General features: G+C 71.7%; 13 protein-coding genes and 1 pseudogene. 5 read left to right on the top strand and 9 right to left on the bottom strand.

Annotated elements, in window-relative coordinates; genetic code table 11:
* Positions 1–6: 6 nt before the first annotated feature.
* The 6 genes and pseudogenes from AMK33_RS33990 to AMK33_RS45330 form a co-directional block, all read right to left on the bottom strand.
* Complete coding sequence (locus AMK33_RS33990; protein WP_073936865.1) at positions 7–792, bottom strand: GntR family transcriptional regulator; 786 nt, start codon at positions 790–792, stop codon at positions 7–9.
* 32 nt (positions 793–824) lie between these two features.
* Positions 825–2,696, bottom strand: coding sequence for a 3D-(3,5/4)-trihydroxycyclohexane-1,2-dione acylhydrolase (decyclizing) (iolD, locus tag AMK33_RS33985; RefSeq protein WP_073936864.1), 1,872 nt, complete (start codon positions 2,694–2,696; stop codon positions 825–827).
* Complete coding sequence (iolB, locus tag AMK33_RS33980; protein ID WP_073936863.1) at positions 2,693–3,586, bottom strand: 5-deoxy-glucuronate isomerase; 894 nt, start codon at positions 3,584–3,586, stop codon at positions 2,693–2,695. Before iolB ends, iolD begins: the two co-directional genes overlap by 4 nt.
* Before the next feature lie 28 nt (positions 3,587–3,614).
* The gene (locus tag AMK33_RS33975; protein WP_073936862.1) at positions 3,615–4,490 is read right to left on the bottom strand and encodes a Cgl0159 family (beta/alpha)8-fold protein; all 876 of its coding nucleotides are present in this window, start codon (positions 4,488–4,490) and stop codon (positions 3,615–3,617) included.
* 13 nt (positions 4,491–4,503) lie between these two features.
* On the bottom strand, positions 4,504–4,962 hold the full coding sequence (locus tag AMK33_RS45335) for a PfkB family carbohydrate kinase (protein WP_443030946.1): 459 nt from the start codon (positions 4,960–4,962) through the stop codon (positions 4,504–4,506).
* A gap of 234 nt (positions 4,963–5,196) precedes the next feature.
* Positions 5,197–5,388 (bottom strand): annotated as a pseudogene (locus AMK33_RS45330) (PfkB family carbohydrate kinase); the annotation flags it as partial.
* 317 nt (positions 5,389–5,705) lie between these two features.
* On the opposite strand from AMK33_RS45330, the gene AMK33_RS33965 reads away from it, so the two are divergent.
* The 5 genes from AMK33_RS33965 to AMK33_RS33945 are packed head-to-tail and all read left to right on the top strand — an operon-like array spanning position 5,706 to position 10,667.
* Positions 5,706–6,722 carry a sugar ABC transporter substrate-binding protein gene (locus AMK33_RS33965; RefSeq protein ID WP_073936861.1) on the top strand — a complete coding sequence of 339 codons (1,017 nt, stop codon included), beginning with the start codon at positions 5,706–5,708 and terminating at the stop codon, positions 6,720–6,722.
* Positions 6,722–7,798, top strand: coding sequence for an ABC transporter permease (locus AMK33_RS33960; protein WP_073936860.1), 1,077 nt, complete (start codon positions 6,722–6,724; stop codon positions 7,796–7,798). Before AMK33_RS33965 ends, AMK33_RS33960 begins: the two co-directional genes overlap by 1 nt.
* A gap of 5 nt (positions 7,799–7,803) precedes the next feature.
* Positions 7,804–8,715, top strand: a complete 912-nt coding sequence (locus AMK33_RS33955) for an ATP-binding cassette domain-containing protein (protein ID WP_073936859.1) — start codon at positions 7,804–7,806, stop codon at positions 8,713–8,715.
* Between the two features lies 1 nt (position 8,716).
* A complete protein-coding gene (locus AMK33_RS33950; RefSeq protein ID WP_073936858.1) occupies positions 8,717–9,619 on the top strand; it encodes a sugar phosphate isomerase/epimerase family protein in 903 nt (300 codons plus the stop codon).
* A gap of 28 nt (positions 9,620–9,647) precedes the next feature.
* A complete protein-coding gene (locus tag AMK33_RS33945) occupies positions 9,648–10,667 on the top strand; it encodes a Gfo/Idh/MocA family protein (protein ID WP_073936857.1) in 1,020 nt (339 codons plus the stop codon).
* 73 nt (positions 10,668–10,740) lie between these two features.
* Here the strand turns inward: AMK33_RS33945 and AMK33_RS33940 are convergent, their stop codons facing one another.
* From AMK33_RS33940 to AMK33_RS33930, 3 genes are read right to left on the bottom strand one after another with little or no spacing between them, the layout of a single operon-like run.
* Complete coding sequence (locus tag AMK33_RS33940; protein ID WP_073936856.1) at positions 10,741–11,745, bottom strand: Gfo/Idh/MocA family protein; 1,005 nt, start codon at positions 11,743–11,745, stop codon at positions 10,741–10,743.
* Positions 11,746–11,797: 52 nt separating this feature from the next.
* Positions 11,798–12,574, bottom strand: coding sequence for an SDR family oxidoreductase (locus AMK33_RS33935; RefSeq protein WP_073936855.1), 777 nt, complete (start codon positions 12,572–12,574; stop codon positions 11,798–11,800).
* An 18-nt stretch (positions 12,575–12,592) separates the two neighbouring features.
* A complete protein-coding gene (locus AMK33_RS33930; protein ID WP_073936854.1) occupies positions 12,593–13,768 on the bottom strand; it encodes a phytanoyl-CoA dioxygenase family protein in 1,176 nt (391 codons plus the stop codon).
* Positions 13,769–13,796: the final 28 nt, after the last annotated feature.

Genomic DNA, 13,796 nt, shown 5'->3' with positions numbered 1-13,796 from the left:
CCCGCCTCACGGTCTGACCAGCAGCTGGAAGTCGAACGAGTACCGGGACGCGCGGTAGATGTGGGTGCCGTACTCGACCGCCCGCCCGGTGTCGTCGTAGGCCGTGCGCTGCATGGTGAGCAGGGCGGCGCCCTCCTTCTCGTCCAGGCCGGCGGCCTCCTGAGCGGTGGCCGCGCGGGCGCCGACGGTCTGGCGGGCGCTGTGCAGGGTGATGCCGGCCGAACGCATCATCCGGTACAGACCGGTCGCCTCGAGCCGGGCGCTGTCGAGGCCGAGCAGACCCGACGGGAGGTAGTTGCACAGCAGGGCGACCGGCTGGCCGTGGGTGCGGCGCAGGCGTTCCAGCATGACCACCTCGGCGCCCTCGGCCAGCCCCAGGGCGACCGCCACGTCCGCGGGCGCCGGCACCGTCTCGTTGCGGATCACCCGCGTGGTCGGGCCCTGCCCGGCCGTCTCCAGGTCGTCGTAGAGACTGCTCAGCTCCAGGGGGCGCCTGACCTGACTGTGCACCACCTGCGTGCCCACCCCGCGCCGCCGGACCAGGAGCCCCTTGTCGACGAGGGACTGGATGGCCTGGCGGACGGTGGGCCGGGACAGGCCGAGCCGCACGGACAGGTCGACCTCGTTGCCCAGCAGGTTGCCGGGGGCGAGGACGCCCTGCTCGATCGCCGCCTCCAGCTGCTGCGCGAGCTGGTAGTACAGCGGTACCGGACTGCCCCGGTCCAGGGCGAAGTCCAGGGTGCTCAGCGCGGGTCCGGTCGCGGCACGTGCGGGGTCGCCGGTCTTCGCCATGGGCGTACCTTCCTGTAGCAGCGCGGGCGGGTTCAGAGGTGCCGGCGGCGGCCGGCGGCCTCGGAGTCGTACCGTGCGCGGGCCTGGACGGCGGCCTCGCGGGCGGACACCTCGGCCACCGGCACGTCCCACCAGGCCTCGGCCGGGGGAGCGGTGGGAGCGGGGTCGGTCTCGACGTACACGCACGTCGGACGGTCGGAGGCACGGGCCTCGGCCAGCGCGTTCCGCAGCTCCCGCACGGTCTTGGCGCGCAGTACGTCCATGCCGAGGCTGGCCGCGTTCGCCGCGAGGTCCACGGGCAGCGGGGCGCCGGTGAAGGTGCCGTCGGCGGCCCGGTGACGGTAGGCGGTGCCGAAACGCTCGGCGCCCACCGACTCCGACAGACCGCCGATGGAGGCGTACCCGTGGTTCTGGATCAGGACCAGCTTGACCGGGAGGCGCTCCTGGACGGCGGTGACGATCTCCGTCGGGTTCATCAGATAGGTGCCGTCGCCGACCAGCGCCCACACCGGGGTGCCGGGAGCGGCCTGCTGGACACCGAGTGCGGCCGGGATCTCGTATCCCATGCAGGAGTAGCCGTACTCCAGGTGGTACTGGCGGGGGCTGCGGGAGCGCCACAGCTTGTGCAGGTCGCCGGGGAGCGAACCGGCCGCGTTGATCACCACGTCCTCGTCGCCGACGACCGCGTCGAGCGCGCCGAGCACCTGCGTCTGCGTCGGTACGGCCGTGTCGTCGTCCGCGCGGTAGGCGGTCTCGACGACCCGCTCCCAGCGCTCCTTGCCGGCCCGGTACTCCGCCTCGTACGACGGCTCCACGCGGTGGCCGGCCAGCGCCCCGGCGAGCTGCTCCAGACCGGTGCGCGCGTCGCCGACCAGGGTGCGCGCCGCCAGCTTGTGGGCGTCGAAGCCGGTGATGTTGAGGTTGAGGAAGCGCACGTCCGGGTTCTGGAAGAGGGTGCCGGAGGCGGTGGTGAAGTCGGAGTAGCGGGTACCGACGCCGATCACCAGGTCGGCGGTGCGGGCGAGTTCGTCGCTCACCGCCGTGCCGGTGTGGCCGATGCCGCCGAGGTCGGCGGGGTGGTCGTGGCGCAGGGAGCCCTTGCCGGCCTGGGTGGAGGCGACCGGGATGCCGGTGGCGTCCACCAGCGCCTTCAGTGCCTCCTCGGCCTCGCTGTGGTGGACCCCGCCGCCCGCGACGATCAGCGGGCGCCGCGCGGCCCGTACGGCCGCCACGGCCGCCGTCAGCTCCGCGGGGTCCGGGGCGGGACGTCGTACGGACCAGACGCGCTCGGCGAAGAACTCCTCCGGCCAGTCGTACGCCTCCGCCTGCACGTCCTGGGGGAGGGCCAGCGTCACCGCGCCGGTCTCGGCCGGGTCGGCGAGCACCCGCGCGGCGTTGAGCGCGGAGGGGATCAGGGCCTCTGGACGGGTGACGCGGTCGAAGTAGCGCGAGACCGGGCGGAGCGTGTCGTTGACCGACACATCGGCCTCGACAGGGTGTTCCAGCTGCTGTAGCAGCGGGTCGGCGACGCGGGAGGCGAAGTAGTCGCCGGGGAGCAGCAGCACCGGCAGCCGGTTGACGGTGGCGAGCGCGGCGCCGGTGACCAGGTTGGTCGCGCCGGGGCCGATGGACGTCGTCACCGCCTGCGCCGACAGCCGGTTGAGCTGACGGGCGTGGCCGACGGCGGCGTGCACCATCGCCTGCTCGTTGCGGCCCTGGTGGTACGGCATGACATCTGCGTACTCGACGAGCGCCTGCCCGATGCCGGCCACGTTGCCGTGGCCGAAGATGCCCCAGGTGCCCGTGATCAGCCGGCGGCGCACGCCGTCGCGTTCAGTGTACTGGGCGGACAGGAACCGCACCAGTGCCTGCGCGGTCGTCAGTCGGCGGGTGGCGGCGCTCATACGGACCTCTCCGGTGCGGTGTAGAGGGGGAGTCGGGGGTCGACGGCCTGGTCCGGCCAGGTGTCGCGGATCCAGGCGTGGTCGGGGTGGTCGCAGATCAGCCAGGCGCGTTCCGGCTCGGGTCCCGCCATGACGTTGAGGTAGTACATGTGGTGGCCGGGCACGGCCATGGACGGGCCGTGCCAGCCGTCCGGGATGAGGACGACGTCACCGTCGCGCACTTCCGCCAGTACGTCCGTCCCGCGGCCCGGATCGGACGGGGAGACCCGCTGGTAGCCGAGGCCGGGGGTGCCGTCGTGGGCGGCGAACCCGAAGTAGTAGATCTCCTCCAGCACGGACTCCTCGCCGGGCCGGTGCTCGTCGTGCTTGTGCGGCGGGAAGGACGACCAGTTGCCGCCCGGGGTGAGCACCTCGACCGCGATGAGCTTGTCGCACTCGAACGTGTCCGCCGCACCGAAGTTGTTGACCTGCCGTGAGCAGTTCCCGGTGCCGCGCAGCTCGACGGGCACGTCGGAGGCCGGTCCGTAGCGGGCGGGCAGGCGGCGGGTGCAGCGGGCGCCGGTGAGCGCGAACCGTCCGCCGTCCGCCGAGGTGACCGTCGTGCGGGCGTCGCGCGGGACGTAGGCGAAGTCGGTGACGCCGTCGAACACGCTGGTGCGGCCGGTGAGTTCGAAGGTGTCGTGGCCGAAGTCGTCGTCGGCGGTGACCGTGCAGCCGCCGCTCAGCGGCAGCACGATCCACTCGCTGTCGCCGGTGTCGAAGGTGTGCGCGCCGCCGGGCGGCAGCTCAAGGACGCGCAGGCTGGAGTAGCCCCAGCCGGCGCTCTCCGGGCTCACGTCGACGGCGTAGGGGCCGGCGAGGGCCTTGCCCGCGGGAAGGTGATGTGTCATGGCATGCCTCCGGGTCGCAACAGGCTTCTCACAACAGGCCGACGGCCGTGTCGACCGCCGTCTCCACACTGCCCTCGGCCGGGTAGAGCAGCGAGCGGCCGACGACCATCCCCATCACGGTGGGCAGCCGCAGCGCCTTGCCCCACCGCTCGTACGCCGCCTCCTGGTCGCCGACCTCGCCGCCGAGCAGGACGACCGGCAGCGTGGAGGCCCCCAGCACCTCCGGCATGGCGTCGACGTCGTCGGTGACGGGGAGTTTCAGCCAGGTGTAGGCGGAGGTGCCGCCCAGACCGGAGGCGATGGCGATGGAGCGGGTGACGGCCTCGGCGGACAGGTCGTTGCGGACCCGGCCGTCCACCCGGCGCGAGATGAACGGCTCCACGAACACCGGCAGCCGGTGTCCGGCCATGGCGTCTATCGCGCGGGCGGCGGACTCCAGGGTGGCCAGCGAGCCCGGATCGTCGTAGTCGATACGGACCAGCAGCTTGCCCGCGTCGAAGCCCAGCCGGGCGATGTCCTCCGCGCGGTGGCCGGTGAAGCGGTCGTCCATCTCGAAGGACGCCCCGGCCAGGCCGCCCCGGTTCATCGAGCCCATGACGACCTTGTTCTCCAGTACCCCGAGGAGCAGCAGGTCCTCCAGGATGTCGGCGGTGGCCAGCACCCCGTCGACGCCCGGCCGGGACAGCGCGATGCAGAGACGTTCCAGCAGATCGGCGCGGTGGGCCATGGCCAGCCGGCGGTCACCGATGCCGAGCGCGCCCCGCGCGGGGTGGTCGGCGGCCACGATCATCAGCCGGCCGCTGTCACCGATCAGCGGGCGCCGTGCCCGGCGGGCGGCGGCCTCGGCGACGGCCTCCGGGTTGTGGGCCCGGACCGTGGTGAGGTCGGGGATGCTGAGTTTCAAGGAAGGGCTCCGTTCAGGACTGGCTCGGCAGGCCCGCCGCGCCCGGCGAGGCGGCCCGCGCGAGGAGGTCCGCGACCTCCGGCTCGGTCGGCATGGCGAACGAACAGGCGAGGCGCGAGGCGACGAGGGCACCGGCGGCGTCGGCGTGGCGCATGGTCCGCTCCGGGTCCCGGCCGGCGAGCGGACCGTGGCAGAGCGAGCCGCCGAAGGCGTCGCCCGCGCCGAGGCCGTTGACCGCCTCGACCGGCACGGGGAACGCCTCGGCCGGCACGGGGAACGCCTCGGCCCGGGTGCCGTCGCGGTGCGCGGCGAGCACGCCCCTGGGACCCTGCTTGACCACGGCCGGCTCCACCCCGGCTTCCAGCAGCGCCTCGCGGTAGTACGGGCGGGCCCGGTCCGGGTTCCGCCAGTCCAGGTCGGAGACGGTGGTTCCGGAGCTGTTCCGGCGCTTGCCGGGTGCCGCTGCGCCCACCCTCCCCCACTCTCGGCTCCGCACGAGCGGGGGGATCCCCATCGCCCTGGGGGCACCTCCCAGGCCCTTGAGGCACTGGGGGAGGCACGACTGCCCGCAGCCGCGTAGGACGATGCGGCGCGGGCCTCGAGCGCGGTGAGGGGGGTGGGACACGCGGCGACCGGGGTGACCCAGCGGCCGTCCACGCCGGACTCCTTCAGCGCCTCGCGCGGAAACGTGCCGAAAAGGGTCGTCACCGGTGCGGGTGATCACCGCCGCGGAACGGCCCATTCGCGCGGCCGCCACCGTGACATTCGCGGCCGATCCGCCCAGGAATTTCCCGAACGTCTCCACCCGCGCCGGCGGAACGCCGGTCTCCAGTGGATAAAGATCGACCCCGATGCGACTCGTGGTGATCAAGTCGAAATACTGTGGTGAGCCGGCCATTGAGCGACGCTCCTCGAACTGCTGGGGATGCGGGTCCCGGGGCGCCCTGCCACGGTGGGGGCGTGGATTCCAGGGACCTGCCGCCTCACAGGTGTAGGTCTCGGAGGGCATCGATGTCAATAGTTTGTACTTACATTCGGACTAGTACGTGAAATGATGTCTTAACAAAGTATTGACAGCGGGCGTTTCTGGGGATTGGATCGCGTCCCAGCACAACAGCCGTGTCCCACGGCACACCCCCGGACTCCCGAGGCTCCGGGCACCGGATCCTCGGACTCCCGCCCTTTCCCCGCGTAGCACAGTGAGGTGCAGGACAGATGGACCGCTCTTCTCACACCCGCTCCCGCAGAATCGCGTTCGTCGCGGTCGCGGCGGCAGCCGCCCTGACCCTCGCCGGCTGCTCCAGCGGTTCCGGAGGCAAGAAGTCCGAGGAGGGCGGAGCCGACGCCTCCGCGGGCAAGGCGTCGACGCCCCGCATGAAGGTCGCCCTGGTCACCCACCAGGCGCCCGGTGACACCTTCTGGGACATCGTCCGCAAGGGCGCCGAGGCCGCGGCCGCCAAGGACAACGTCGACCTCATCTACAGCAACGACCCGAACGCCGGCACCCAGGCCACCCTGGTGCAGAACGCGATCGACCAGAAGGTCGACGGAATCGCGGTCACCCTCGCCAAGCCGGACGCCCTCAAGGCCGTCATAGCCAAGGCGAACGCGGCCGGCATCCCCGTCGTCGGCCTCAACTCCGGGCTGAGCGACTGGAAGGAACTCGGCCTGCTGGAGTTCTTCGGCCAGGACGAGTCGGTGGCGGGCGAGGCGTTCGGCAAGAAGCTGAACGAGGTCGGCGCGAAGAACGCCGTCTGCGTCATCCACGAGCAGGGCAACGTCGGCCTGACCCAGCGGTGCGACGGGGTGAAGAAGACCTTCGAGGGCGAGACCCAGATCCTCAACGTCAACGGCACCGACATGCCGTCGGTGAAGTCGACGATCACCGCGAAGCTGAAGCAGGACTCCTCCATCGACTACGTCGTCACCCTCGGCGCGCCCTTCGCGCCGACCGCGGTGCAGTCGGTGGGCGACGCGGGCAGCGAGGCGAAGGTCGCCACCTTCGACCTCAACAAGGAGCTGACCAAGGCGATCGAGGCCGGCGACATCGAGTTCGCCGTGGACCAGCAGCCCTACCTGCAGGGCTACCTCGCCGTCGACGGCCTGTGGCTCTACGAGAACAACGGCAACTACAGCGGCGGCGGTGAGCAGCCGGTGCTGACCGGCCCGGCGTTCGTCGACAAGTCCAACGTCGACGCGGTCTCCGAGTACGCCGCGAAGGGCACTCGGTGATGAGCATGGCCCAACAGGCTGAGCCGGCGGTGAGTCCACCGCCGGCCCCCGGCCCGAAACAGAGCGACGGCCGCACCGTGCGGCGCCCGCTCGCGCTGCGGCTACTCGCCCGTCCCGAGGTCGGTGTGTTCCTCGGCGCCGTGGCCGTCATGGTGTTCTTCCTGTTCGCCGCTCCGCCGGTGCGGGACGGCGGCTCCATGGCGAACATCCTGTACCAGTCGTCGGTCATCGGGATCATGGCGCTGCCCGTGGCCCTGCTGATGATCGGCGGCGAGTTCGACCTCTCGGCCGGTGTCGCCGTCGTGACCTCGGCACTGACCGCGAGCATGCTCAGCTACCAGCTCACCCTGAACGTGTGGATGGGCGTGGTCGTCGCCCTGGTGGTCTCCCTGGGCATCGGCGCGTTCAACGGCTGGATGCTGGTCAAGACCGGACTGCCCAGCTTCCTGGTCACCCTCGGCACCTTCCTTATCCTCCAGGGCGTGAACCTGGCGGTGACCAAGCTGGTCACCGGCAACGTCGCCACCGACAACATCAGCGACATGGACGGCTTCGACCAGGCCAAGGCCCTCTTCGCCTCCAGCTTCGACGTCGCAGGCGTCCAGGTGAAGATCACCGTGGTGTGGTGGCTCGTCTTCGCCGCCCTCGCCACCTGGGTGCTGCTGCGCACCAAGTACGGCAACTGGGTCTTCGCCGTCGGCGGCAACAAGGAAAGCGCCCGCGCGGTCGGCGTCCCCGTCACCTTCACCAAGATCTCCCTGTTCATGCTGGTCGGCTTCGGCGCCTGGTTCGTCGGCATGCACAACCTGTTCTCCTTCAACACCGTGCAGTCCGGCGAGGGCGTGGGCCAGGAGCTCATCTACATCGCCGCGGCCGTCATCGGCGGCTGTCTGCTGACCGGCGGCGCCGGCAGCGCGATCGGCCCGGTCTTCGGCGCCTTCATGTTCGGCATGGTGCAGCAGGGCATCGTCTACGCAGGCTGGAACCCCGACTGGTTCAAGGCCTTCCTCGGCGTGATGCTGCTCGGCGCCGTCCTCATCAATCTGTGGGTCCAGCGCCAGGCGACCCGGAGGTGACCGCAATGACCGACAAGACCCCCGGCACCCACGGCTCCGTCCGCGAGGACACCACGCCCGACGGCGACCGCCCCCTGGTCGAACTCCGCGCCGCCGGCAAGTCCTACGGCAACATCCGCGCCCTGCACGGTGTCGACCTCACCGTCCACCCCTCCAAGGTGACCTGTGTCCTCGGCGACAACGGCGCCGGCAAGTCCACCCTCATCAAGATCATCTCGGGGCTGCACCAGCACACCGAGGGCGAATTCCTCGTCGACGGCGAGCCGGTGCGCTTCTCCACCCCGCGCGAGGCCCTCGACAAGGGCATCGCCACCGTCTACCAGGACCTCGCGGTCGTCCCGCTGATGCCGGTGTGGCGGAACTTCTTCCTCGGCTCCGAGATGACCAAGGGCCCCTGGCCGGTCCGCCGCCTCGACATAGACCGGATGAAGAAGACGGCCGACGAGGAACTGCGCAACATGGGCATCGTCCTGGACGACCTGGAGCAGCCCATCGGCACCCTCTCCGGCGGCCAGCGCCAGTGCGTCGCCATCGCCCGCGCCGTCTACTTCGGCGCCCGCGTCCTCATCCTCGACGAGCCGACCGCCGCCCTCGGCGTCAAACAGTCCGGCGTGGTCCTGAAGTACATCGCGATGGCCCGCGACCGCGGCCTCGGCGTCATCTTCATCACCCACAACCCGCACCACGCCTACATGGTCGGCGACCACTTCAGCGTGCTGCGCCTGGGCACCATGGAACTGTCCGCCCCCCGCAGCGAGGTCGGCCTCGAGGAGCTGACCAACCACATGGCCGGCGGCGCCGAACTGGCCGCGCTCAAGCACGAGCTGGCACAGGTCGGCGGCGTCGACACCGAGGAACTCCCCGAGGAGGGCGACCTCCAGACTCCCGCAGCCGCAACTCCGGAAGGAAAGTCCTGACATGGCAGTCGCGCTCGACCGCATCCGGGTCGGCTCCGCCCCCGACTCCTGGGGCGTCTGGTTCCCCGACGACCCGCAGCAGGTGCCCTGGCAGCGCTTCCTCGACGAGGTCGCCGAGGCCGGCTACTCCTGGATCGAACTCGGCCCCTACGGCTACCTCCCCACCGACCCGGCCCGCCTCGGCGACGAGGTGAAGAAGCGCGGTCTCAAGGTCTCCGCCGGCACCATCTTCTGCGGACTGCACCGCGGCCCGTCCGAATGGGACACCACCTGGGAACAGGTCGGCCGGGTCGCCGCGCTCACCCGGGACATGGGCGCCAAGCACCTCGTCGTCATCCCGTCCTTCTGGCGCGACGACAAGACCGCCGAGATCCTCGAAGCCCCGGAGCTCACCACCGAGCAGTGGGGCCACCTCACCAAGGGCATGGAACGCCTCGGCCGCGAGGTGCGGGACACCTACGGCCTGGACATCGTCGTCCACCCGCACGCCGACACCCACATCGACACCGAGGAGCACGTCGAGCGCTTCCTCGACTCGACCGACTCCGGCCTGGTCAACCTCTGCCTGGACACCGGCCACTACGCCTACTGCGGCGGCGACAGCGTCAAGCTGATCGAGACCTACGGCGAACGCATCGGCTACCTCCACCTCAAGCAGGTCGATCCGGAGATCCTCGCCGACGTCGTCAAGAACGAGGTCCCGTTCGGGCCGGCCGTGCAGCGCGGGGTGATGTGCGAGCCGCCCGCCGGCGTCCCCGAGCTGGGACCGGTCCTCACGGCCGCGCAGAAACTGGGCGTGGACCTGTTCGCGATCGTCGAGCAGGACATGTACCCCTGCGAGCCGGACAAGCCGCTCCCCATCGCCGTACGGACCCGCAAGTTCCTCCGCTCCTGCGGCGCCTGACGAACCCGACGAAGGGGAGGCGAGAGACATGAACCGGCGCGAGCCACTGCGCATCGCCGTCATCGGCACCGGCCGGATGGGCGCGGACCACGTACGCCGTATCGACCGGGTCGTCAGCGGCGCGCGGGTCACCGCCGTCGTGGACATCGACGCCGAACGGGCCAAGGCCGTCGCCGCGGGCGTCGACGGCTGCACCGCCCACACCGACCCGGCCGCCGCGATGGCGGCGGCCGACGTCGACGCCGTGCTCATCGCCTCCTCCGGGCCGGCCCACGAGGCCGCCCTGCTCACCGCGTTCGAGCACGATCTGCCCGTCCTGTGCGAGAAGCCGCTCACCCCCGACGCGGCCTCCGCCCTGCGTGTCATGGAGGCCGAACAGGCCCTCGGCCACCGCAGGGTCCAGGTCGGCTTCATGCGCCGCTACGACACCGAGTACGCGCGCCTGAAAGCCCTGCTGGAGACCGGGCGGCTGGGCCGCCCGCTGATGCTGCACAACCGGCACCGCAACGTGGCCAGCCCGCCCTTCTTCACCAGTGCGATGCTCATCACCGACTCCGTGGCCCACGAGGTGGACGCCACCCGCTGGCTCCTCGGCCACGAGATCACCGCCGTCACGGTCCTGCGCCCCACCCCGTCGGCCGGTGCCCCCGAGGGACTGACCGACCCGCAGTTCGTCGTCCTGGAGACCGACGGCGGCGCGCTCTCCGACGTCGAGATCTTCGTCAACTGCGGCTTCGGCTACCAGGTGCAGGCCGAGGTGGTCTGCGAACGCGGCACCGCCCGCATCGGCGACGGCCACGCCCTGGTCACCAGCACGGCAGGCCGCTGGGGCGGCACCATCACCCAGGACTGGACCGAACGCTTCGCCCAGGCCTACGACGACGAGATCCAGACCTGGGTCGACACCACGCGGCGCGGCGGGATCACCGGCCCCAGCACATGGGACGGCTACGCCGCGGCAGCCGTGTGCGAGGCGGGGGTACGGGCGCTGGAGAGCGGCGTCCGGGTGGAGGTCGACCTGGTGGAGAAGCCCGCGCTGTACCGGTGACCGCAGGCCCGCCCGCTCACCTGCCCGTACGGCTCCGGGGATTCCGATGCGCAGGAGTCCCGGCCGGACCCGCTCATGCCTGCCGTACCTCCTCGATGGTGACGGGACGGTGCTCGTGCAGCGACAGTGTGCACGCCTCGGCGATCCAGCCCGCCTCCAGGGCGTCCGCGACCGTGCACGGCGAGGGGCGGGTACCGGCCACGACCTCGGTGAACACGGCCAGTTCGGCACGGTAGGCGGCCGTGAACCGGTCCATGAAGAAGTCGTGCGGGGTGCCCGCCGGGAAGGTCACGCCCGGCTCCACCGACCGCAGCGGCAGCTTGTCCTCCAGCCCCACCGCCACGGAGTCCGTGAAGCCGTGGAGCTCCATACGGACGTCGTGACCACGGGCGTTGTGACGGCTGTTGGAGACCACCGCGAGGGTGCCGTCGTCCAGCGTGAGGACCGCGCCGGTCGTGTCGGCGTCGCCCGCCTCCTTGATGTAGTCGGCGCCCCGGTTGCCGCCGGCCGCGTACACCTCGGTCACCTCGCGGCCGGTCACCCAGCGGATGATGTCGAAGTCGTGCACCGAGCAGTCCCGGAAGATGCCCCCGGACGCGGCGATGTACGCGGCCGGCGGCGGCGCCGGGTCCAGCGTGGTCGAGCGTACGGTGTGCAGCTTGCCCAGTTCCCCGGAGCGTACGGCGGCCCGCGCGGCGACGAAGCCGGCGTCGAAGCGGCGGTTGAAGCCGATCTGGACCGGCACGTCACGGCCCTCGACCGCCCTCAGCACCTCCACCCCCTCGGCCATGGTGCGGGCCACCGGCTTCTCGCAGAAGACGGGCACGCCCGCCTCCACACAGGCGAGGATCAGCGCCGGGTGGGCGTCGGTCGCGGCGGCGACGACCACGCCGTCCACCCCGGCCGCGAGCAGGGCCTCGGGGGAGTCCGCGACCTCGGCGTCGAACCGTTCGGCGGCGGCCTTCGCGGCGTCCGTGAACGGGTCGGAGACGACGAGGGACTCGACGGCGCCGAGCCCGGAGAGGGTCTCGGCGTGGAAGGCGCCGATGCGGCCGAGGCCGAGGATTCCGATGCGCATGGGGGCGGTGCTCCTTGCTTGCGGGTTCGTACGAGCGGGGCGTGCGGGGAGGTCAGTCGAGGCCGCCGAGGACGTTCTGGTCCCAGTCGATCACGGAGCCGGTGACCACCCCGGAACGGTCGGAGAGCAGCAGGACCACGAAGTCGGCGATCTCGTCCGGTTGGCCGAGCCTGCCCATCGGCAGCCGCGCGGCGGCCTGCTCGCGCCAGTCGTCCCCGGCGCCGTGGAAGGCGCGCTGGGTGGCGTCCTCGCCCTCGGTGGCGGTCCAGCCGATGTTCAGGCCGTTGATCCGGATCCGGTCCCAGCGGTGGGCGTGCGCCGCGTTCCGGGTGAGGCCGGTCAGCCCCGCCTTCGCGGCGACGTACGGCGCGAGGAAGGGCTGCCCGCCGTGCGCGGAGGAGGTGATGACGTTGACGATTGTGCCGGGTGCCGCGCGCCGCACCATGTCGGCGACGGCGGCCTGCATGGCGAAGAACGGCGCCTTGAGGTTGATCGCGATGTGCTGGTCGAACAGTTCGGGCGTGGTGTCGAGCAGTGTCCCGCGCGAGGTCAGGCCGGCGGAGTTGACCAGGCAGTCGATCCGCCCGTACGCCTCCACCACCCGCGCGACACAGGCCCTGGCCTGCTCGGCGTCCGCCAGGTCGGCCCGTACGAACATCGCCTTGCCGCCCGCGGCGGCCAGCTCGGCCACCAGCGCCTCACCCGGCTCCGGGCGCCGCCCGCTCACGGCCACGACCGCCCCCTCGCGGACCGCGGCCCGCGCGACGGCCGCACCGACGCCCTGGCTGCCGCCGTTGACGAGGACGATCCTGTCGTCGAGAAGTCCCATGCCTGTGTCCGGGTCCTTTCAGCTCTCGCGCCGCTTGGCGCCGGCCCGCAGTTCGCCCCGCAGGGTCCGCGCGGTCCAGCCCTCGCGCAGGGCCCGGCGTACGACATCGGCCTGCGAGGGCGGGGCCAGGCCCTCGACCGGCGGGTCGCGGTCGAGGTTGGTGGGGAAGGGGTACCCCTCGGCGCTCGCCGCGATCACGTTCTCCAGCCACCGCTCGCCGGCGCCCTCGCCCTGCCGCTTGAGGAGTACCGGGTACACGGCGCCCGCCACGGACTCGCGGTCCACCGTCTCCATCGCCCGGCCGAACGCCGACGACACCTGGAGCAGGTTGGCCATGCGCCGGATGTCCGCCGAGTGGTTGGAGCCGGCGGCGTGGAACAGCGCCGGGTTGAAGAACACCGCGTCGCCCTTGGCGAGCGGCAGTTGCACGTGGTGCTCCTCGAAGTACGCCCGGAACTCCGGGAGCCGCCAGGCGAGATAGCCCGGCTCGTACTTCTGCGAGTGCGGCAGGTACAGCGTGGGCCCGGACTCGACGGGCATGTCGCAGTGCGCCACCGCGCCCTGGAGGGTGAGCACGGGGGAGAGGCGGTGCACGTGCGCCGGGTAGGCGGAGGCGGCCTCGTTCGAGAGGAACCCGAGGTGGTAGTCGCGGTGCACGGTCTGTGCCGCGCCGCCCGGGTTGACCACGTTGACCTGGGAGGTGACCTGGTAGCCGGGGCCGAGCCAGGCCGAGGAGACCAGCGCGATCACGTCGTTGGCGTAGTACTCGGCGAACGCCTCCGGGTCGTACAGGGCCGCCTTCTCCAGGGCGTTCCACACCCGGTCGTTGGCGCCCGGCCGGGCGAAGTGGTCGCCGGCGCCGGCGCCCGAGGCGCGCTGCTCGGCGATCAGGGCGTCGAACACGGCGGTGGTCCGGTCCACGACCGCAGGGTCGGCGAAGGCCCCGCGGATCACCACGATGCCGGGACCGTCCGCGAACGCGCGCACCAGCTCGGCCTGTACGGCACGGCGGTCGGCGAGGGCGAGCCGGTCGGTGTCGTACAGCAGCACGTTCCGCTCGACGCCACTGGCGTGCGGGTAGGCGGCGGCATCCGTCGGCTGCTCGACCAGTGCGCGGAAGGCGTCCAGGTCGCAGTCCCGCTCGGACAGCCAGGCGGTCGGCGAGGGCGTCCGCTGGTGGGTGGAGGCTGACATGGGGTCGTCCCTTCGGGTCACGGAGCGA

The sequence above is a fragment of the Streptomyces sp. CB02400 genome, assembly GCF_001905725.1.
Lineage (GTDB): Bacteria > Actinomycetota > Actinomycetes > Streptomycetales > Streptomycetaceae > Streptomyces > Streptomyces atrovirens.
This window is presented reverse-complemented; position numbering and strand designations above follow the sequence as displayed.

Bases quoted from the DNA above. Each gene is read 5' to 3' on its own strand.
- AMK33_RS33990 (WP_073936865.1), bottom strand. From the start codon at position 792: ATGGCGAAGACCGGCGACCCCGCACGTGCCGCGACCGGACCCGCGCTG.
- iolD (WP_073936864.1), bottom strand. From the start codon at position 2,696: ATGAGCGCCGCCACCCGCCGACTGACGACCGCGCAGGCACTGGTGCGG.
- iolB (WP_073936863.1), bottom strand. From the start codon at position 3,586: ATGACACATCACCTTCCCGCGGGCAAGGCCCTCGCCGGCCCCTACGCC.
- AMK33_RS33965 (WP_073936861.1), top strand. From the start codon at position 5,706: ATGGACCGCTCTTCTCACACCCGCTCCCGCAGAATCGCGTTCGTCGCG.
- AMK33_RS33960 (WP_073936860.1), top strand. From the start codon at position 6,722: ATGAGCATGGCCCAACAGGCTGAGCCGGCGGTGAGTCCACCGCCGGCC.
- AMK33_RS33955 (WP_073936859.1), top strand. From the start codon at position 7,804: ATGACCGACAAGACCCCCGGCACCCACGGCTCCGTCCGCGAGGACACC.
- AMK33_RS33950 (WP_073936858.1), top strand. From the start codon at position 8,717: ATGGCAGTCGCGCTCGACCGCATCCGGGTCGGCTCCGCCCCCGACTCC.
- AMK33_RS33945 (WP_073936857.1), top strand. From the start codon at position 9,648: ATGAACCGGCGCGAGCCACTGCGCATCGCCGTCATCGGCACCGGCCGG.
- AMK33_RS33940 (WP_073936856.1), bottom strand. From the start codon at position 11,745: ATGCGCATCGGAATCCTCGGCCTCGGCCGCATCGGCGCCTTCCACGCC.
- AMK33_RS33935 (WP_073936855.1), bottom strand. From the start codon at position 12,574: ATGGGACTTCTCGACGACAGGATCGTCCTCGTCAACGGCGGCAGCCAG.
- AMK33_RS33930 (WP_073936854.1), bottom strand. From the start codon at position 13,768: ATGTCAGCCTCCACCCACCAGCGGACGCCCTCGCCGACCGCCTGGCTG.